The following is a 19,363-nucleotide window of genomic DNA, read 5'->3' as shown; positions in this document are numbered from 1 at the left end:
GTGATGCGGATGAGTGGAAAGCCGTCGCCGCACGTCGTCGCGTGCGTGCGCGGCGGGAAACGCGGCGCGCCGTGCGCACCGCGGCGGATGTCGTCGCGGCGAACGTGCCGCGCCGCGCATCGCCTGATTCGTTTTTGCTTCGCCGAAAGCCGCTTCGCCGCGCGTGGCGGCATCGCCCCGCGCCGCGCCGGCCGCGGCGTTCAGCCGCCGCTCATGCGTCGATCAGATCGTCGAGCCTGAAGCGCGCGATCCGATAGATCTGCTCGAGGTTCGCGCGCAATTCCTCGTCGCGCGAATGATCGATGCGCGCCTCGAAGTTCGCGATGATCCCGTGCCGGTCGTAGCCGCGCACCGCGAGGACGAACGGAAAGCCGAACTTCTCGCGATACGCGCGGTTCAGCCGCTGCAGCTTGTCGAACTCCTCCTGCGTGCAGCGATCGAGGCCCGCGCCGCTCTGCTCGCGCGTCGATTCGGCGGTCAGTTCGCCGTGCACCGCCGCCTTGCCGGCGAGCTCCGGGTGCGCGTTGACGAGCGCGAGCTGCCGCGCATCGCCCGCGGTCTCGACCGCGCGCCTCATCGTCCGATGCAGCGTGTCGATGCTGTCGAACGGGCGCGCCTGCGCGGCCGCCTCGGCGACCCACGGCGAATGCTCGAAGATGCCGGACAGCGCCGCGACGAACGCATCCGTCAACATCGCATTCAATTGATCGAGCGTGTAGCGCATCGCCTTTATCATGCGTTCCCCTCGTGTCGAGCGGGCTGATACGGATGATGCTCGCGCCAGTGCCGCGCGATGTCGACGCGGCGCGTCACCCACACGCGATCGTGCCGCTCGACGTGATCGAGGAAGCGCTGCAGCGCGCGAAAACGGCCGGGGCGGCCGAGCAGCCGGCAGTGCATGCCGATCGACATCATCTTCGGCGCTTCGTCGCCCTCCTCGTACAGCACGTCGAAAGCGTCGCGCAGATAGTGGAAGAAATGATCGGCGGTATTGAAGCCTTGCGGCGTCGCGAAGCGCATGTCGTTCGTGTCGAGCGTATACGGGACGATCAGTTGCGGCGCCGTCGCGCCGCCCGGCATCTCGACGTCCATCCAGAACGGCAAGTCGTCGCCGTAGTAATCGGAGTCGTACAGGAAGCCGCCGTATTCGGCGACGAGCCGATGCGTGTTCGGGCTGTCGCGGCCCGTATACCAACCGAGCGGGCGCACGCCCGTCACGCGCTCGATCGCTTCCATCCCGAGCTTCATGTGCTCGGCCTCGCGCTCGGGCGTCATGTCCTGATAATGGATCCAGCGCCAGCCGTGGCACGCGATCTCGTGGCCGAGCTCGACGAACGCGCGCGCGAGCTCCGGATGCCGCTCGATCGCCATGCCGACGCCGAACACGGTGAGCGGCAGCCCGCGCTTCTCGAACTCGCGCAGGATGCGCCACACGCCCGCGCGCGCGCCGTATTCGTAGATCGACTCCATGCTCATGTGGCGCGCCGGATACGCGGCCGCGCCGACGATCTCGGACAGGAACTGCTCGGATGCGGGATCGCCGTGCAGCACGCAGTTTTCGCCACCTTCCTCGTAGTTGAGCACGAACTGCACCGCGACGCGCGCGCGGCCCGGCCAGTTCGCCTGCACCGGATGTCGGCCGTAGCCGATCAGATCGCGTGGATAGTTGGGATCGAATGCCATGATTGGATGCGAAGTGATGCCCCGTCAGCAAGTTCGCGCCGGCCGCGCCGCGCCTGGAAACTGGCGCTGCTCGGCCGGTGCGAAGGATGGCCCAGTGTAGCGAAAACGCCCGGGACCGCCCATACGGGCGCACGGATAGTGCATGTCAGACGGAATGTATGTGCGGTTGCGGAAAAACGTCGGAGGTCGCCGCGGTGGGTTCCACCGCGGCGGGCGTCGCAGCGCCTGCGGACGCAGACACAGACGCGGCATGCGCGGGCGCGCCGCCGGGGCTGAAGCGCGCGAACTCGCCGTCGTAGCGTTTCGTGAGCGGCCGCGCGAAGTCGCCGCGCTTCGCGGTCGAGAGCTTGAGCGCAATCAGCGCCTCTGCCCATTTGACGGCGGCCGTCACGCCCTCGACCACAGGCGCGCCGATCGCCGCCTCGATCTCGTGCGCGAATTCCGCCATCCCCGCGCAGCCGAGCACGATCGCATCCGCGCCGTCCTCGGCGAGCGCGCACCGGCATTCGTCGACGATCACGCGGCGCGCGGCCGAGCCGGGCTTGTCGAGATCGAGCACCGCGACGTCGGTCGCGCGCACGTTGCGGCAAAAGCGCTTCATCCCGTACCGGAATCACTTCGGCGCCGTGATACCTGACGCCGCCGAGATTGAGGCCGATGTTGCGCCAGCCCGCGCGCCACACCATATAGCCCGCAGGCGGTCGAAGTAGGCGATCGGCATGACGCGGTTCATCAGCAGGCGGCTGTTGCGCCACCATCGCCGACTGTTCGCGGCCACCCGGCGGGCACCCTTCCGCAGTTGCGCCTCACTTCGCTCGCTGTGGTCAGCTCGCGGCGGGACTTTCGTCCATATAAGTGCGCCCATGCTGGGCGCACATGAAAAAAGGCGCCCGAAGGCTAATGCCGTTCAGTTAAGATCAAAAAGGCTGCTCCGATTAATACCGGAGCGGCCTTTTTCCTTGGTTCTGCAAGGCTAGGCCGCTGCGAACCGCGCTTAACTGAACGGCATTAGCGCCCGAAGGCGCCTTTTCGTTCCGCATCCGCATGCGCACGACGCGACGTTCACGCCGCGAGGCACGGATAGTCAGACATCGTGAGTCTGAAGCCGTGCTCGTTCGCGACAAGCTCCGCGCGCGCGCCGAACGGCAGCGTCAACAGATCGGGCACGTGGCCGAACTGCAGCCCCGTGACGACCGGAATGCCGATCACGCCGCGCACCTGATCGATCATCGTCTGCATGTCGTAGCCGTTGTCGTACTCGAACGGGCGCGCGCCCGTGAACTGGCCGAGCACGAGCGCCTGCTGGCGCGCGAGGATGCCCGCGAGATGAAGCTGGTAGATCATCCGCTCGATCCGAAACGGCTGCTCGTTGACGTCCTCGACGAACAGGATCCCGCCTTCGATCTGCGGCATGTACGGCGTGCCGACAAGCGACGAGACGATCGCCAGATTGCCGCCCCACAGCGTGCCCGACGCGTTGACGACTTGCGTCTGCGGCACGTCGGAGACGATCGTCGTCGACGGCTGCGTGAGCGTCTGCCAGAAATGCGCGAGCGTGAACTCGCTCGGCGCCTCCGCACCGAAATCGGCGGACAGCATCGGCCCGCCGAACGTCTTCACGCGCGCCTTCGCGTAGAGCGCGAGCTGGATGGCAGTGAAGTCGCTGTGGCCGACGAGCGCGATCGGCCTGTCGCGCAGCCGGCTTTCAAGCCCGCGGTAATCGAGCCCGTGCAGGATCCGCGCGGCACCGTAGCCGCCGCGCACCGCGAGGCCGATGTCGGGCAGCGGCAGCGACGGGTCGGCGAGCCGGTTCAGATCGCCCGCGCGCTCGCCGTCGGTGCCGGCGAAGCGCTGATAGCGACGCTGCGTTGCATCGAGATTCTCGATGCGATGCTGCCCGACGCTCAGACGTTCGAGCGCACGGTCGATGGCGGCGGGGTCGTGCGGATAACCGGAGGGAGCGAGGAGACGGATGGTGCGCGGCGTGCGGGACGTGGAAATCATGAATTCGCTGGGAAGAATCGATCAGACGTATTTAGAGGCGCCCCGCGCCGCTCGGTTCATTCGTCGCGCGGCGGCGCGTCGGGCGCCTGCTGCGCGCGGCGGGCCTCGCGGATCGCCTGCCGCCGCTCCGCGAAAAACGATCTGAGCGCCGCGCCGCATTCGTCGGCGAGCACGCCGCCTTCCACCGTCGTGTGATGGTTCAGGCGCGCATCGGCGAACGCGTCGACGACGCTGCCGCACGCGCCCGTCTTCGGATCGGTCGCACCGTACACGACGCGCGCGATCCGCGCGTGCATGATCGCGCCCGAGCACATCAGGCAAGGCTCGAGCGTCACGTACAGTTCGCAGCCCGGCATCCGGTAATTGCGCAGCGCGCGCGCGGCGGCGCGCAGCGCGGCCATCTCGGCATGAGCGGACGGATCGTGGCCGCCGATCGGGTGGTTGAAGCCGCGGGCGATTACCTCGTCGCCGCGCACGATCACCGCGCCGACCGGCACTTCGCCTGCCGAGCGCGCTTCCTCGGCGGCTTCGAGCGCCAGGCGCATGTAGCGGCGATCGCGCTCGGCGTCGGCCGACGCGAGCGGCGATTGCGGTTCGTCGGGCGGAACCGGCAGAACGCCGACTGCTGGCGCGTCGGCGGGCCTCACATCGGCCCCGCTTCGCCCTGCGCGTCGCCGAGCACGCGCTCGGACAGACGCTCGGCGATGCGGCGGCAGTATTCGCGCGGCACGACCATCGGGCCGCCGCGCAGCGACTCCAGCGCCATGTCGAGGGCGAGCATCTTCGCCTGCAGACGACAACGCGTCGCGCGATCGCTGACCGCGCGCAGTTCGTCCTGCAGGTTGCGCAGCGCCCGCAGTTGCTCGACCGCGGGCGGCACGAAGCCCGCGTTCTTCAGGATCCGATTCGCGACGCGCACCTCTTCCGGAACGAGCAGATCGTCGTCCAGTTCCATCGGCGCGCCGGCGCCCGGCAAATCGTCGAACGCCCCCCGCGCGGCGGCAGCGGCAATGCGTTGTTCGACTAGAGCGTCAAGCAGTTTCATCGGGGTTTCATAACAATGCGGCATGCGGATTTTAGCAGGCGGCGCGCCGAGGTCCAGCCCGTCCGAGCAAATGCTCGATATCCGGACCCGGACGCGGGGAAAGGCGCTATTCTTGCTGCGGCCTCTCCAACCGCGCGGCGCTTGCCGCTCCGCGCTCGCTCAGGGCAACGAAGCAATGTCGATCGCCGCTCGGCGCCGTGTTCGCGCCCTCGTTTTTGCCGCTTCGCTCGTCGCCGCCGGGCTGTCGTCGGGCTGCGGCGCGATGTGCGGAGGCGTCGGCGGCAATGGCGGGTTTGCGGGCGGGTGTGCGACCGGAGTGAGGTTCTAAGGTTTCAGGCGCAACGGAACCCGCGGCAAAAGCGGATTCGGGCGGCGAGACACCGGCCGCTCGCGGTATGGCCGACGACGGGCGGCTGTCAATGACGGTTTTTCGCTCGTTCGGCTTGCGAAGACTAGACTAGCGGTCGCCATCGCTCGTCCTTGCCTTCCGCTACCTGCTTCTTGCGCCTCGCCGGTGCCCCGGCTCGTTTCGTGCGCCGCAATCCGACAGCCGACGCTTCGCCATACATACGCGCTTCGCGACCGGCTCGGTCAACCCCATCTTTCGGGCCAGATACGCCGACGACATGCCCGTCGCCTCATCGTCGACGAACATAGCCCTGGTATAGTGTTTTACGCTATTTGAAACGTACGAAGCCCAATGCGCACAAGGTTTTCATAGCGATTTTAAGTTCCATCGAGAGCGAAACCCTACACTAGCGCCTTCCGGACTCTGCCCCAGCAAGTTTTTCCCTGTTCTGGCATCACCCTCATTCCCGGTCAGTGAGTCGCCGGGTCACCGAATCGCCCCAGAATCACCGCCCACAGACGCCGCCGACGACAGCGTCTGCGCGCCGGCCGCGCGTCAGCGCCCGCCGAGATAATCCATCTTGCCGAGCGGCACGCCCTTGTAGCGCAGGATGTCGTACGCGGTCGTCGTATGAAAATAGAAATTCGGCAGCGCGAAACCGAGCAGGTACGATTTGCCGTCGAACGTCATCACGCCGTCCCGCAGCGGCAGCTCGATCGTGCGCGTTTCGCTGCCGTCGAGCTGCACCGGCTGGATCGTCTTCAGGAAATCGATCGTTTTGCCCACGCGCGCGCGCAGTTCGGCAAACGTCGTTTCCGTATCGGCGAACGACGGCACCGCAATGCCCGCGAGCCGCGCGCCGCATCCCTTCGCGGTATCGCTCGCCCGCTGGACCTGCGCATCGAGCGAGTACATGTCGTCGCGAAGCCGCGCACGAACCAGTTCGGCCGGATCGATGCCCTGCGAGCGCGCGTGCGCATCGCCCTTGTCGAGCACGGCCGATAGGTTGTTCAAGCCGCGAATCAGCGCGGGAATCGAGACGTCGTACATCGACAGTGCCATGGCTTCTCCTTGACGGGTTCGTTGATCGTTCGCGGGACGGCCGGCTACGGCCGACATCGGCTCCGTAGCATAGACCGGATCGGCCCGCCCACGCTCGCCGTCGCACGGCGGCATTCGGCGGCATTCGGCGGCATTCGGCGGCATTCGGCGGCATTCGGCGGCATTCGGCGGCATTCGGCGGCACGCGGGGTGCGCGGGGTTGCGGGTCGCGCGGCGTGCGATACGCACGGGACGACTTGGAAGACTCACGGCTTCGAACCCGCTTTCCTGCTGACGCGCCGTTCGCCGCGTTCACGATCCCGCCTCCGCATCGAGCCTTGCACCAACATCTTGCATCATCTAGTTGCATTTTAAAACCATCAGATTTACTCTACTAAATAGTTTCATTTTGCAACCATAAAAACGGAACGCCTGCATGCAAGCTCCCCGAGCGGCGCCTGCCGCCTCTTCGATTCGCACGATCGATTCCCCGGCGGCGTCTGCGACGCTGCCGCGCGGCGCTGCCGCGCTGTTCGCTTGCGCGGGCGGCCTGAGCGTCGCCAACGTCTATTACGCGCAGCCGCTCCTCGACGCGCTCTCCGCCGAGCAAGGCTCCCATGCGGCCAATATCGGCCTGGTTCTCGAACAACGGCCTCAGCCTTGGGCAGGTGGGTACAGCCGATAAGAGCAACGAAATTACGGCGATTCTGGAGCTGCTGGCCACCCGTAACATGGCCAGCCTACGCAAGATCACGCTCAATCTTGCCCGGCTGGCTCAGAACCGCCAGCCGAAAAAAGCTCAGCTTGAAGAACATCCGTAACCTCGCGGCTTGGGACACCGTCATGCGCGACGCCATCCTCGGCCTTGCCTGACGCACGTCTTCATGCGGAAGCCCTGGTAGGATAATGGCTTTTCGAGCCACCACAGTCGGCGATCTTCCCATGGGTGCCGCACCCATCATCTTGTACCGATGCCCCTCGACTACCCTACCCTCGATGCGCTACGCACGCGGCACCCCGCCTGGCGCCTGTTACGCTCCGATCATGCGCCGCTCGCGGTCAGTTTCCTGCATCGAGTGTTCGTCGCACCAAACGTACGCGTCGTGGCGGCTCCTGTTCTTGCCGAAGCACTCGAGGACGAGCTTTATGGGTTGCGCGAACTGCTCGGCGAAGGCGCTTTCCCGAAGCCCGCGCTCGAATATCTGAACGACTGGGCTGGCCCCGAAAAGGGATGGTTGCGCAAGTTCTATCGCCCAGGTTCCGATGAACCGCAGTTCGACCTGACCCCCGCTGCGGAGAAAGCGATCGCGTGGCTCGGCACGCTGACGGAACGCAGCTTTGTCGGCACGGAATCGCGGCTCCTGACACTTTTCGAGCTGCTGCGGCAGATGGGCGAAGGCAGCGAGGCGGATCCGGAAAAGCGTCTTGCCGAGCTCCACGCGCGGCGCGGCCAGATCGACGAAGAAATCGCTCGTGTGGAGGCGGGTGACGTCCGGCTGCTCGACGATGCCGCGCTCAAGGATCGCTTTCAGCAATTCATGCAGATGGCGCGCGAACTGCTCACTGACTTCCGCGAAGTCGAACAAAATTTTCGGCTGCTGGACCGGCATGTACGCGAGCGAATCGCGCTCTGGGAAGGATCGAAGGGCGCGCTCATCGAGGAAATCATGGGCGAGCGCGACGCGATCGCCGATTCGGATCAGGGCAGCAGCTTCCGGGCGTTTTGGGACTTCCTGATGTCGAGCCGCCGTCAAGAGGAACTCTCGGAACGGCTCGAGCGCGTGCTCGAGTTGCCCGCGATCATGGAAATGCGGCCCGACGCGCGCATGCGGCGCGTTCACTATGACTGGCTGGAAGCGGGCGAACATACGCAACGCACCGTTGCTCAGCTCTCGCAGCAGCTTCGACGCTTCCTCGACGATCAAGCGTGGCTAGAAAACCGCCGCATCATGGACATTCTGCGTGGTATCGAAACGAAAGCGCTTGCGCTGCGCGAAGCGCCTCCACCAGGCGCCGTCACGGAGATCGAGACCGCATCCGCTGATATCGAACTGCCAATGGAGCGCCCGCTTTACGTGCCGGCGCTGCGCCCTCTCATCACCAACGTCGCACTCGAGACCGGCGAGACGGACCTCGATCCCTCTGCACTCTACACGCAGATCGTCGTCGATCGCGCGCGCCTCGCAGGCCACATCCGCCGATGCCTCCAAGATCGGCCGCAAGTGACGCTTGCCGAATTGGCCGCGTCACAGCCGCTCGCGCATGGGCTCGCCGAGCTCGTCGCCTATATGCAACTGGGCGCCGAAGCGGGATCATTTCGGGCGACTGTCGACGAAACCATCTCCGATACCATCGAATGGCAGGCGAACGACGCCAACGGAACAGTAATCGTCAAGCGTGCGACCATGCCGCGCGTGATTTTCACAAGGTAGAGATGACGGAAGAACAGCAAGCCTCGTCGCTTGGTCGAGGTGATTTGCCGGCGGTTGCCATCGCGTTGCTCAAGGGCGTGGTTTATCGCGATGGAAACGAGCGCCTCTGGGCCGCGCTGCTCGAATTGCAGACACACGTGCGCGACTACGTCGCCGTGCTCGGCCTCGAACTGGTCGTGGACGAGGCGGAAGGCTACGCCTTCGTAAAAAGCCGCGCCGAGCACGACGCCGAAGCCGGCGTCGACCAGACCAAGCTACCCCGGCTCGTTGTCCGGCGCCCACTCTCGTTCCCCGTGAGCCTGTTGCTCGCACTGCTTCGAAAGAAACTGGCGGAATGGGATGCCGGCGGCGGCGACACACGGCTCGTTCTTGCACGCGAGGACATCGTCGAACTCGCACGCGTATTCCTTCCCGCGAGTACTAACGAGGCACGCCTGGTCGATCAGATCGATACACACGTGAACAAGATCGTCGAACTGGGCTTCCTGCGCCGGATGAAGGCCACGAGCGGGCCACCGACATTCGAGGTACGGCGTATTCTCAAAGCATTCGTCGATGCGCAATGGCTGCTCGATTTCGACGCGCGGCTCGCGGGCTATCGGGCGCACCTTCAAGATTCGACGGTTTCGGACCAACGGGAGAGTCGCGATGAATGAACCGCGCGCGCTCAGCTTCGATTTTGCCGCCGACGACATCCTGACGGGCTTTCGCCTCGAGCGGCTCGAAGTTTTCAACTGGGGAACTTTCGACGAGCGGGTCTGGGTGCTGCGGGCCGATGGCCGCAACGGCCTGCTGACAGGAGACATCGGTTCCGGCAAGTCGACGCTCGTCGACGCCGTCACCACGCTCCTCGTGCCCGCGCAGCGCATCGCCTACAACAAGGCGGCGGGCGCGGACAGCAAGGAACGCACGCTGCGCTCGTATGTGCTCGGCTACTACAAGTCGGAGCGCAACGAGGTCACTGGGACCGCCAAGCCCGTGAGTCTGCGAGATCACAACAACTATTCGGTGATCTTGGGGGTATTTCGTAACGCCGGATACGATGCCACGGTCACACTCGCACAGGTGTTCTGGATGAAAGACGCGCAGGCTCAACCCGCGCGATTCTTCGTCTGTGCCGAGCGCAATCTCTCGATCGCAGCCGACTTCTCGCGCTTCGGCACCGACATCGCACAACTGCGCAAAAAGCTGCGAGGATTGGGTGCCGAAATCGAGGACACGTTTCCGAAATACAGTGCCTGGTTCCGGCGGCGCTTCGGGATCGAAAGCGAGCAGGCGCTCGAGCTCTTTCATCAAACGGTATCGATGAAATCGGTGGGCAATCTCACCGACTTCGTACGCAGCCACATGCTCGAGCCGTTCGAGATCGCACCGCGCGTCGACGCATTGATCACTCACTTCGACGATCTGAATCGCGCGCACGAGGCGGTACTGAAAGCCAAACGCCAAGTGGAACTGCTGACACCGCTCGTAGACGACTGTGACCGCCACAGCGAGCAAGGACATGCTCTCGACGGCTGGCGAGCGTGCCGTGAAGCATTGAAGCCCTACTTCGCTGGACTCAAGCTCGGCCTCATCGAGCGCCGCCTTCAATTGCTCGATGAGGATCATGCGCGGGCGACCTCGCGAAAGGCCCGGCACGAAGAAGCGCGAGACCAGACGCGTCAGCGCGTGGACGATTTGCGCCGCGCCGTGGCCGAACAAGGAGGCGATCGTATCGCACAGCTCAATGTCGAAATGCGCGAGCAGGAGCGAGAAAGTGCGCGGCGCCGCGAACGCGCGCAACGCTATGCCGCCATCGTTACGTTGCTCGGCGAAACCGAGGCCACGGATGAGGCTGCATTCGTTTCCCAGCGCCAGCGTCTGGCCGAGCAGCGCGGCTCGCTCGTCGACGACGAAGCGCAAAAGCAAAATGCGATTACCGAATGGAGCGTGGCATTCCGCGAAGGGAAAGCGCGGCGTGATCTGCTAGAGGACGAAATAGCGAGCCTGAAAGCCCGACGCAACAACATCCCGAAGGAACAAGTCGCGATGCGATCGAGCCTATGCTCGGCGCTCGGTCTGGAGGAAGATGTCCTGCCGTTCGCGGGCGAACTCATTCAGGTGCGTAAGGACGCGCGCGATTGGGAGGGCGCCGCCGAGCGCGTACTACGCAACTTCGGCCTGTCGCTGCTCGTGCCCGACGAACATTATGCGAACGTCGCGGCGTGGGTCGATCACACTCATCTCCGGGGGCGGCTCGTCTACTTTCGCGTGCGCGCCGAACGCGCCGCGCGCGTAGTCGAGGCCATGGAGTTACACCGCGACTCGCTCGCGCACAAGCTCGCGATCAAGCCCGATTCGCTGTTCTATAGCTGGCTCGAGCGCGAAATCGGCCGCCGTTTCGACTATGCATGCTGCGATACGCAGGAACAGTTCCGGCGCGAGACGCGCGCGATCACGCACGCTGGCCAAGCGAAAGCGCCGGGGGAGCGCCACGAAAAAGACGATCGCCACGCGCTTGACGATCGCAGCCGCTACGTGCTCGGTTGGAGCAACACGGCCAAAATTGCGGCTCTCGAAGCACAACGGCGAGCGCTCGAGGTTCGGCTCGGCGAGATCGGGCAACGACTGGGAGAGGCCCAAAGCGAGCACGCCAAGGTGCGAGAGCAACTCGAAGCACTCGCGCGTGCCGGCGAGTTCGTCGAGTTTCGAGAAATCGATTGGCCGAGTTGCGCCGCTGCAATCGCGCGCCTTGCAGACGAAAAAGCGCGCCTCGAATCGGCAAGCGACGCCCTCGCGGAGCTAACGGCTCAATTGGACTCGGCGCAATTGGCGTTGAAGGGAAGTGAAGCGGCGATCTCGGAAACCGACTCGGAACTGGGCGGCATACTGGCCAAGCGGGAGGCAGCCCAAGCGTTGCTCAGCGAGACGCACGCGCTCGTTGAGCAAGTCAATGCCGAACTTGCAGGGCGAATCGAGGCCTTGCGAGCGGAGATTCTCGGCGAACACCAGCTTTCCGTCGAGTCGTGCGACAACCGCGAGCGGGACGTGCGCGAGGCATTGACAACCCGCATCGACAACGAAACGAAGTCGCTCGGCCGCCTTGCCGAACGAATCGTCAAGGCCATGGCGGCCTTCAAGGATGCCTACAAGCTCGAAACTGCCGACTTCGATGCGAGCCTCGACGCGAGCTCAGAGTACCGTGACATGCTCGCGCGGCTGCAAGCGGACGATCTGCCGCGCTTCGAGGCGCGTTTCAAAGAGCTGCTCAACGTCAATACGATCAACGAGATCGCCAACTTCCACGCCCAGCTCGCGCGCGAACGGGAGACGATCAAGGCACGCATCGAGCGCATCAACGAATCGTTGCGACAAATCGACTACAACGCGGGCCGATACATCGTCCTCGAGAGTCAGCCCAGCCCCGACGCCGAGATCCGCGAATTCCAGGGCGACCTGCGCGCTTGCACCGAGGGCGAACTCACCGGCTCGGACGATAGCCAATACTCGGAAGCCAAGTTCCTGCAAGTCAAACGGATCATTGACCGCTTCCGCGGCCGCGAAGGGTTGACCGAGCAGGACCGGCGATGGCGCGCCAAAGTGACCGACGTGCGCAACTGGTTTCTGTTCGCCGCCAGCGAGCGTTGGCGCGAAGACGACAGCGAATACGAGCACTACTCGGACTCCGGCGGTAAATCGGGTGGCCAGAAGGAAAAGCTCGCCTATACGATCCTTGCCGCGAGCCTCGCCTATCAGTTCGGCCTCGAATGGGGCGCCGTGCGTTCTCGATCGTTCCGCTTCGTCGTCATCGACGAAGCGTTTGGCCGAGGCTCCGACGAATCGGCGCAGTATGGTCTCACATTGTTTCAGAAGCTGAACCTGCAACTGCTGATCGTCACGCCACTGCAGAAGATTCACATCATCGAGCCGTTCGTTTCGAGCGTCGGATTCGTTCAGAACGAGGGCGGACGCGCGTCGAGGCTGCGCAACCTGTCGATCGAGGAGTACCGCGCGCGCAAGGCGGAGTTCGAGCAATGAATTGGACAACGGCCGCCGAACTGCGCGTCCGACTCCAACGCCTGTGGGAGCGCGGCGAATGGCTGCGAAGCCTCGTGGACGGCACCGAGGGGCTATTTCCGCTACGTCTGCCGATAAAAGGCCCGAGCTCGTCCGAATTGGCCGAACGCTTCGACGCGGTACGCGCATGGATCACGGAGATTGCCGCGACACCGCGCGTACGCATCGAATGGCGAGAAATCAATCATCGAATTCTCGGCCTGCAGCGCGTGCCACAAGCAGCTTGGGTCGACGGTCTGGACGATGCGCTCGCTGTCGCCGGCAAGCGCCGCGACGCAGCGCAGTTCGAGCGGCTGCTCGAAATCACACGCTCCCGCCAGCCGAAGCTCACCACGTGGCTTGCGCAGCGCCCGTTGCAAGCGCTCGAATTCGCCGGCGATTGGGAACGGCTGCTGGCAGTCGTCGATTGGCTGCAAGCCCATCCGCAGCCGGGCGTCTATCTTCGCCAAGCCGAAATCGCCGACGTCGACACGAAATTCATCGAGGCGCGGCGCGGCGTCCTCGCCCAATGGCTCGATCTCGTGCTGCCGTCCGAGGCAATCGACAGCAGCCGGACAGGCGCCGCCCAATTCGCTGCTCGCTACGGGTTCCGCGAGAAGCCGCCTCGGATTCGCTTTCGCGTGCTCGATGAGAGGCTCGCCGTTCTGCCCGGCATGGGCCGGCCCGACATCGCACTCGACGCCGACAGCTTCGCGCGCCTCGCGCTGCCGTGCCGCCATGTGTTCATTACCGAAAACGAGATAAATTTTTTGGCGTTTCCCGACGTTCCGCAGTCGATCGTGCTTTTCGGGGCGGGCTACGGTTGGGAAGCGCTAGAGTCGGCGCGATGGCTCACGGACTGTGCGCTCCACTACTGGGGCGACATCGACACGCACGGCTTTGCCATTCTCGATCAATTGCGCCGCCGATTCAGGCACGTCGGCTCGTTCTTGATGGACCGCGCGACACTGATGGCGCATGAAGCGTTCTGGGGAGACGAAGGCGATCAGGTCATACGCGATCTGCCGCGACTCACGGCGCAAGAGCGCGAACTCTTTGACGACCTGCGTGACAACCGGATTCGTCATGGATTGCGGCTCGAGCAAGAGCGCGTGGGATTCGGGTGGGTCAGGGCGGCGCTAGAGGAACGGGCTTGCGCTTAGCTCTTACCCAATCTCACCGCCACGCACGACTCGAATGCGCCCCGAAGAAGCCGCCTCGACGATACCTGCCCCCAACTCCCAGGTTCAGCGACTTCGGTTTGCGCTGCCGTTGAGCAAAGCATCCGAGATCGTCGACAGCATCTCGGTCAGCCGTCTTGCCGTCTCGGCCGATGGCAGCGGCAACCTGAGACTTCGCTCGCCCGTCACGGCATCGCGCTCGACCCACGGGTGTGCGGCAACCGCGCCATCACCTGGCTCACTCAACGCCGACGCCAGCACCGCGCCGAACTGCAGCAACCCTGACCACGGCTCGAAGGACGCGCCTCGTTGTGCAGTATCGACGGTCGAAGCTTGAGGCCGCTCTCCGGCACCGGCGAGCTCGGTTTCCACGACGCTCGCGTCACGCGCCACGATGCCGGACACGGCGGCGCCGCTCGCAGCTTCCTCTGCCGCGGCCATGACCCCGCTCTCCCCCATGCGCCCCGTGACATTTTCGACGTCCTTCATGAAACGGGTCAGGCGCGACCCGCCGAGCAGAATTTCGCTGGCGCCGCCGTCGAGGATGCCCTTCGCCAGCGAGCGCTTGAAAGCGAGCACCGACAGCATGCCCTCCTCGATCGTTCCCTTCGCGACGTAATTGACGACTCGTACCGGCTTTTTCTGGCCCAACCGATAGATGCGCGCGATGCGCTGCTCCAGCACCGCCGGGTTCCACGGCAGATCCATGTTCACGAGCGTCGACGCGTGCTGAAGGTTGAGCCCTGTGCTGCCTGCGTCCGTCGACAGAAACACCCGACAGTCCGAATCGTCCCGAAAGCGCTGCACCAGCGCGGGCCGATTTTCCGACGGCACGCCGCCATGGAAGCTGACGTAACCGATGCCGAGCTTCTCGAGCCGGCGAATGACGATCTCATGCGTGCGCGTCCATTGACTGAACACCACGACTTTCTCGTCCGGCTGCGTGAAAAGCGACTCGAACAGCGTCACCAGCTCGTCGGCCTTCACGCCATGATCGGTTTCCTGGTCCAGCAGATAGGTGCTGTTGCACGACATGCGCATGTTCTGCAAAGCACAGGTGAGGCGCCGCTGGTCTTGATCTGACAGAAACCTCGTATTACGCCAGCGCCGGACGATCTTGGCCACGATGTCCGCGTTTTCCATGTGATACGCCATCTGCATCTCGGTCATCGGCACCAGCAGATTCTGGTCGGTGCGCCCGGGCAACTGCAGCAGCACCTCGGACTTGCGGCGCCGTATCATGATCGGCGCCAGGGTCTGGCCGATCTCGTCGAGGCCCGTGTATCCCGTCACGCGTCCCGCCTCGTCCTTGACCTGATGTTCGTGCAGCAGCTTCCACGTGGGCCCGAGACGGTGCTGGTCGACGAACTGAACGATGGAAACGAGTTCCTCCAGCTTGTTCTCGAGAGGCGTACCCGTTAGCACGACGGCATAGGGGCTGTCGATTCGCTTGAGAGCTTTCGCCGCAATGGTGTTCCAGTTCTTGATACGCTGCGCCTCGTCGACGATGATCAGTTCCGGCGCCCACGCGGAAATCATGTCGAGGTCCGATTTCAGCTTCTCATAGTTGGTGATCTTGTAGAGATCCTGGCCCGCATATTCGCCCCGCCTCTGGGCAAGGCCGCCCGTGATCACCCTCGATGCGTGGCCGGAGAACCGCATGATTTCGCTCTGCCACTGATACTTGAGCGAAGTCGGGCAAATCACCAGCACTTTCGACACGCCAAAATGCCGGATCAGGATTTCCGCCGCCGCGACGGCCTGCACCGTCTTGCCGAGGCCCATTTCGTCGCCGATCAAGGCGCGCCCGGCACGCACGGCGAACAATGCGCCTTCGGCCTGGTAAGGGTAGAGCGGCACCTTGAGCAGCTTCCTCAGCGAGGGCGTCGCCGCTCCTTGCGGAAACTGCCCATCGAGCATCATGGCACGGCGCGCCGCGTCGTTACGGCCGGCGATGAAATCGAGAGCGTCGTCGTGGGCGCGCAATTCGTGCCCGGCCTTCGCCACACTGGAAAGAAAGCGCCCGAGATCTTCGAAACGGTCCTCCGGCAAATGCCATCGCCGAGACTCGTCGAACAAAGCGGCAGCCGCTTTGGCCACCTTTGCCGGACAATCCGTGCCGGCGCGAAAATGGACCGCTCGCCCTCCCTCGTTGCGTAAATATAGCTCCGAGAATGCGGGCTGATAACCACGGGCGAAGGCCGCCTTTGCGCCGCGCTTGCGCAGTAGTCGCGACAAGGCGAATTCAATGTGCTTGCAGGTGCCGAGTTCGTTGGTGGCGTAATCGGCACAGGCGCAGAAGTTGTCGCCCGGGCGGGCTCCACGAATCGACACGCGATAGCTGGAGTTCGACGCCGGATTGCCGACGCGGAATTCCGAGAAATACGTCTCCGTCCCGAGATTCTCCAGCGAGAACGTCTGTTCTTGCCCGAATTTCCGACGCAAGGCGCGCTGCCAGTCGGCGGGCGACATGTGATCGGGGGCGTGGGTGCGGGAAAGCTTCGGGGATCGATGTGACTTGGTGGAAGAGCGTTTGCTGGTCATGACTTGGTGTGATGTTCGCGCGACCGACCCACTCTATCAACGCGAAGTCCAGCGGGTCTCGGATTGCCTCCCACGCGGACAGCTCCAGATCAATCCGCCCAACGGCTGGATCCGCCACCGGAGTCCGTAACGCGTCCTTGATTACCTACCGGCTCGGTAGAACGGAGAGCGCTCACAGTATACCCGGACCCCGTCCTCCATCGCCACAGATTCGGTCCTCCGCCTGGCGACGGCGGGATTCGTTGTACAGTGAATATGACTGGCCCATTCATTCACCGACTTCCCCCAGAAGGCTGTGCCGATCGATCGCCAAACGTTGCGGCGCGCCCGCGATCTGGTCAAACAAGGCCTGCCGACCATGGTACTCAGCCGGCTCGTTGCGGCGGGTAAGCTGGAGCGCGTCGTCCGTGGCGTCGTAATCGGTAACTCCCCGGCGTTCTTGCGACCTCAGGCGATCCGATGCAAAGGCGAGCGCAGCGGATTACCCATCTTTCCTTCCTCCTTGCGTGGGCTTTACACACTCAGCAAGGGATCCATTTTTTTCGGGCAAGCTCACACGTCTTCGGAGGGGTTGTCCACCTTCTCGCCGTGCAGGATGGCGAAGGCATAGACCTGCTTCACGATGTCGCGGATGTGTACCGCGGTGGCGGGCGCACCGCGGGCCTTCACTTTGTTGCAGAGAGCGTGCAAGTCATCGGCGGTGATTTCGTTGAGCTGCCGGTTCTGGAAGGCCGAAGGATGTCCCGATCGACGATGCTCTTGCGCATCGCCTTCGTGCTGTCGGCCATCCGAGCCCCGGCCAGCCATTTCTCAGTCATGTCGCCGAAGGTCTTGGCGGCGGTCAGCCGGCGCTTCTCGCGTTGCTTCTCCAGCGCGGGGGACTGGCCCTGGGTGACGGTCTTCTTGGCGTCGATCAGCTTTTCGCGGGCCAAGGCCAACGAGACGCCAGCCGGCCCGTAGCGGCCGATGGTCAACGTCTCGCGGCGGCCGTTGAGACGGTAATCGTAGCGGAAGGTGACGGTACCGACGGGCGATACCGTCACATACATTCCGTCTCGGTCAAAAGCCTTGTAAGTCTTGGACTTAGGCTTGAGGTTACGCAGTGCAGTGTCGGTGAGCATCGAGGTTTTTTCTCCGCTTCGCAACGGCTTTTACCGTCAGGGGTCAGGAGACCTGCTGATGCTCGGAAAGCCGCATAAAACCAGCTTTCCCGAGAAGACTTTTACCGTCAAAGACGGCTTTGGTCTGGATAGTGATCGGGAGGGTCTTAATCCGGCCGTCGGTTCTTACCGCCAGCTCTACCGCCAACTTGTTCTGTTGGCCGGCGATAGCCACCGATAGCCATCGCGACGCATTTTTTACAAATCAATACGTTACGTTAGTTTTTCAATAGCTAGCGATAGTTCCCGAAGGATCTAATTTCACTCCCACTCGATCGTCGCCGGCGGCTTGCCCGACACGTCGTACACGACCCGGTTGATTCCGCGCACTTCATTGATGATCCGATTCGACACGCGGCCGAGCAGCGCATACGGCAGATGCGCCCAGTGCGCGGTCATGAAGTCGGTGGTCTGCACGGCGCGCAGTGCGGTCACGTAGTCGTACGTGCGGCCGTCGCCCATCACGCCTACCGACTTCACCGGCAGGAACACCGCGAACGCCTGGCTCGTCAGGTCGTACCAGCTCTTGCCGACCTGCGACGGCTCGCAGAGGCCCGCCGCCGCATCCTGCCCGGTCGCGCTCGTCGCGCGGAGTTCTTCGATGAAGATCGCGTCGGCGCGGCGCAGCAGTTCCGCATAGTCGCGCTTCACTTCGCCGAGGATCCGCACGCCGAGGCCCGGGCCCGGGAACGGATGGCGATACACCATCTCCGCCGGCAAGCCGAGCGCGACGCCCAGTTCGCGCACCTCATCCTTGAACAAGTCGCGCAGCGGCTCGAGCAGCTTCAGGCCGAGCGTCTCCGGCAGGCCGCCGACGTTGTGGTGGCTCTTGATCGTCGTCGCCTTCTTCGTCTTCGCGCCGCCCGATTCGATCACGTCCGGGTAGATCGTCCCTTGCGCGAGCCATTTCGCGTTCGTCAGCTTCTTCGCCTCGGCCTGGAACACCTCGACGAATTCGCGGCCGATGATCTTGCGCTTGGCCTCCGGATCGGTGACGCCCGCGAGATGGCCGAGGAACTGCTCGGACGCGTCGACGTGCACGACCTTCGCATGCAGGCGGCCTTCGAACATATCGAGCACCATCTTGCCTTCGTTCAGGCGCAACAGGCCATGATCGACGAACACGCAGGTCAGCTGATCGCCGATCGCGCGGTGGATCAGCGCAGCCGCGACGCTCGAATCGACGCCGCCCGACAGGCCGAGGATCACTTCCTCGTCGCCGACCTGTTCACGAATGCGCGCGACCGCCTCTTCGATATGATCGCGCATGATCCAGTCGGGCGCGGCGCCCGCGATGTCGAGCACGAAGCGCTCGAGCAGCTTGCGGCCCTGCAGCGTGTGCGTGACTTCCGGGTGGAACTGCACTGCGTAGTAACCGCGCGCCTCGTCGGCCATGCCGGCGATCGGGCAGCTCGGCGTCGACGCCATCAGCGCGAAGCCGGGCGGCAGCTCGGCGACCTTGTCGCCGTGGCTCATCCACACCTTCAGCATCCCGTGGCCTTCCGGCGTCGTGAAATCCCGGATGCCGTCGAGCAGGCGCGTGTGGCCCTGCGCGCGCACTTCCGCGTAGCCGAATTCGCGATGGTCGCTCCACTCGACCTTGCCGCCGAGCTGCACGGCCATCGTCTGCATCCCGTAGCAAATGCCGAGCACCGGCACGCCGAGGTCCCACACCGCCTGCGGCGCGCGAAGCTGCTGGTCCTCATAGGTGCTCGCGTAGCTGCCGGACAGGATCACGCCCTTCGGTGCGAATTCGCGGACGAAGTCGTCGGTGACGTCGTTCGGGTGGATCTCGCAGTAGACGTGCGCTTCGCGGACGCGCCGCGCGATCAGTTGGGTGACTTGCGAACCGAAGTCGAGAATCAGGATTTTGTCGTGCATGGCAG

Annotated in this window: 14 protein-coding genes and 4 pseudogenes; 7 read left to right on the top strand and 11 right to left on the bottom strand. The window is 64.1% G+C overall.

Features of this window, described 5'->3' with window-relative positions:
• Positions 1-211: 211 nt before the first annotated feature.
• The 8 genes and pseudogenes from uraD to WS69_RS09450 form a co-directional block, all read right to left on the bottom strand.
• Positions 212-736: a 2-oxo-4-hydroxy-4-carboxy-5-ureidoimidazoline decarboxylase gene (uraD, locus tag WS69_RS09485; RefSeq protein WP_082716069.1), complete on the bottom strand. Its 525-nt coding sequence runs from the start codon at positions 734-736 to the stop codon at positions 212-214.
• Positions 733-1,683 carry an allantoinase PuuE gene (gene puuE, locus WS69_RS09480; protein WP_059470527.1) on the bottom strand — a complete coding sequence of 317 codons (951 nt, stop codon included), beginning with the start codon at positions 1,681-1,683 and terminating at the stop codon, positions 733-735. Before puuE ends, uraD begins: the two co-directional genes overlap by 4 nt.
• 145 nt (positions 1,684-1,828) lie before the next feature.
• A pseudogene (locus tag WS69_RS09475) lies at positions 1,829-2,293 on the bottom strand (aspartate/glutamate racemase family protein); the annotation flags it as partial.
• A gap of 84 nt (positions 2,294-2,377) precedes the next feature.
• Positions 2,378-2,470: pseudogene (locus WS69_RS34615) on the bottom strand (reverse transcriptase domain-containing protein); the annotation flags it as partial.
• Between the two features lie 275 nt (positions 2,471-2,745).
• Complete coding sequence (gene ldcA / locus WS69_RS09470) at positions 2,746-3,687, bottom strand: muramoyltetrapeptide carboxypeptidase (RefSeq protein ID WP_059470526.1); 942 nt, start codon at positions 3,685-3,687, stop codon at positions 2,746-2,748.
• Between the two features lie 56 nt (positions 3,688-3,743).
• Positions 3,744-4,334: a tRNA adenosine(34) deaminase TadA gene (gene tadA, locus WS69_RS09465; protein ID WP_059470525.1), complete on the bottom strand. Its 591-nt coding sequence runs from the start codon at positions 4,332-4,334 to the stop codon at positions 3,744-3,746.
• On the bottom strand, positions 4,331-4,732 hold the full coding sequence (locus tag WS69_RS09460) for a DnaJ family domain-containing protein (RefSeq protein WP_059470524.1): 402 nt from the start codon (positions 4,730-4,732) through the stop codon (positions 4,331-4,333). Before WS69_RS09460 ends, tadA begins: the two co-directional genes overlap by 4 nt.
• Positions 4,733-5,636: 904 nt before the next feature.
• A complete protein-coding gene (locus WS69_RS09450; RefSeq protein WP_059470522.1) occupies positions 5,637-6,143 on the bottom strand; it encodes a DUF1993 domain-containing protein in 507 nt (168 codons plus the stop codon).
• A gap of 396 nt (positions 6,144-6,539) precedes the next feature.
• Between WS69_RS09450 and WS69_RS09445 the strand changes: the two are divergent.
• From WS69_RS09445 to WS69_RS09420, 6 genes and pseudogenes are all read left to right on the top strand, one after another.
• A pseudogene (locus WS69_RS09445) lies at positions 6,540-6,765 on the top strand (MFS transporter); the annotation flags it as partial.
• Between the two features lie 25 nt (positions 6,766-6,790).
• Complete coding sequence (locus tag WS69_RS30600) at positions 6,791-6,943, top strand: hypothetical protein (RefSeq protein ID WP_231747104.1); 153 nt, start codon at positions 6,791-6,793, stop codon at positions 6,941-6,943.
• Positions 6,944-7,093: 150 nt separating this feature from the next.
• On the top strand, positions 7,094-8,554 hold the full coding sequence (locus WS69_RS09435; RefSeq protein WP_059470519.1) for a DUF3375 domain-containing protein: 1,461 nt from the start codon (positions 7,094-7,096) through the stop codon (positions 8,552-8,554).
• Between the two features lie 2 nt (positions 8,555-8,556).
• A complete protein-coding gene (locus WS69_RS09430) occupies positions 8,557-9,210 on the top strand; it encodes a DUF4194 domain-containing protein (RefSeq protein WP_059470518.1) in 654 nt (217 codons plus the stop codon).
• Entirely contained in the window at positions 9,203-12,574 is a 3,372-nt protein-coding gene (locus WS69_RS09425) for an ATP-binding protein (protein WP_059470517.1), read from the top strand. The genes WS69_RS09430 and WS69_RS09425 overlap by 8 nt, the downstream gene beginning before the upstream one ends.
• Positions 12,571-13,755, top strand: a complete 1,185-nt coding sequence (locus WS69_RS09420; protein ID WP_059470516.1) for a Wadjet anti-phage system protein JetD domain-containing protein — start codon at positions 12,571-12,573, stop codon at positions 13,753-13,755. The genes WS69_RS09425 and WS69_RS09420 overlap by 4 nt, the downstream gene beginning before the upstream one ends.
• A gap of 84 nt (positions 13,756-13,839) precedes the next feature.
• On the opposite strand, the gene WS69_RS09415 is transcribed toward WS69_RS09420, so the two are convergent.
• Both WS69_RS09415 and WS69_RS09410 read right to left on the bottom strand, forming a co-directional pair.
• Positions 13,840-16,317 carry a DEAD/DEAH box helicase gene (locus tag WS69_RS09415; protein WP_059470515.1) on the bottom strand — a complete coding sequence of 826 codons (2,478 nt, stop codon included), beginning with the start codon at positions 16,315-16,317 and terminating at the stop codon, positions 13,840-13,842.
• Positions 16,318-16,872: 555 nt separating this feature from the next.
• A pseudogene (locus WS69_RS09410) lies at positions 16,873-17,438 on the bottom strand (tyrosine-type recombinase/integrase); the annotation flags it as partial.
• Between WS69_RS09410 and WS69_RS33155 the strand changes: the two are divergent.
• Positions 17,431-17,658 (top strand): hypothetical protein, encoded by a 228-nt coding sequence (locus tag WS69_RS33155; protein ID WP_156438037.1) that lies wholly within the window; start codon positions 17,431-17,433, stop codon positions 17,656-17,658. The pseudogene WS69_RS09410 and the gene WS69_RS33155 overlap by 8 nt on opposite strands.
• A gap of 80 nt (positions 17,659-17,738) precedes the next feature.
• Here the strand turns inward: WS69_RS33155 and guaA are convergent, their stop codons facing one another.
• The gene (gene guaA / locus WS69_RS09405) at positions 17,739-19,358 is read right to left on the bottom strand and encodes a glutamine-hydrolyzing GMP synthase (protein WP_059470514.1); all 1,620 of its coding nucleotides are present in this window, start codon (positions 19,356-19,358) and stop codon (positions 17,739-17,741) included.
• Between the last annotated feature and the right edge of the window lie 5 nt (positions 19,359-19,363).

The sequence above is a fragment of the Burkholderia sp. BDU5 genome (assembly GCF_001522845.1).
In the GTDB taxonomy this organism is placed as follows: Bacteria; Pseudomonadota; Gammaproteobacteria; order Burkholderiales; family Burkholderiaceae; genus Burkholderia; species Burkholderia mayonis.
Note: the sequence above shows the minus strand (reverse complement) of the source record. Positions and strands in the feature narration are given on the sequence as shown.

What these genes read in the sequence shown, in the direction of transcription:
- uraD (WP_082716069.1), bottom strand. Translation starts at nt 736, where the DNA reads ATGATAAAGGCGATGCGCTACACGCTCGATCAATTGAATGCGATGTTG.
- puuE (WP_059470527.1), bottom strand. Translation starts at nt 1,683, where the DNA reads ATGGCATTCGATCCCAACTATCCACGCGATCTGATCGGCTACGGCCGA.
- ldcA (WP_059470526.1), bottom strand. Translation starts at nt 3,687, where the DNA reads ATGATTTCCACGTCCCGCACGCCGCGCACCATCCGTCTCCTCGCTCCC.
- WS69_RS09460 (WP_059470524.1), bottom strand. Translation starts at nt 4,732, where the DNA reads ATGAAACTGCTTGACGCTCTAGTCGAACAACGCATTGCCGCTGCCGCC.
- WS69_RS09450 (WP_059470522.1), bottom strand. Translation starts at nt 6,143, where the DNA reads ATGGCACTGTCGATGTACGACGTCTCGATTCCCGCGCTGATTCGCGGC.
- WS69_RS09435 (WP_059470519.1), top strand. Translation starts at nt 7,094, where the DNA reads ATGCCCCTCGACTACCCTACCCTCGATGCGCTACGCACGCGGCACCCC.
- WS69_RS09430 (WP_059470518.1), top strand. Translation starts at nt 8,557, where the DNA reads ATGACGGAAGAACAGCAAGCCTCGTCGCTTGGTCGAGGTGATTTGCCG.
- WS69_RS09425 (WP_059470517.1), top strand. Translation starts at nt 9,203, where the DNA reads ATGAATGAACCGCGCGCGCTCAGCTTCGATTTTGCCGCCGACGACATC.
- WS69_RS09420 (WP_059470516.1), top strand. Translation starts at nt 12,571, where the DNA reads ATGAATTGGACAACGGCCGCCGAACTGCGCGTCCGACTCCAACGCCTG.
- WS69_RS09415 (WP_059470515.1), bottom strand. Translation starts at nt 16,317, where the DNA reads ATGACCAGCAAACGCTCTTCCACCAAGTCACATCGATCCCCGAAGCTT.
- guaA (WP_059470514.1), bottom strand. Translation starts at nt 19,358, where the DNA reads ATGCACGACAAAATCCTGATTCTCGACTTCGGTTCGCAAGTCACCCAA.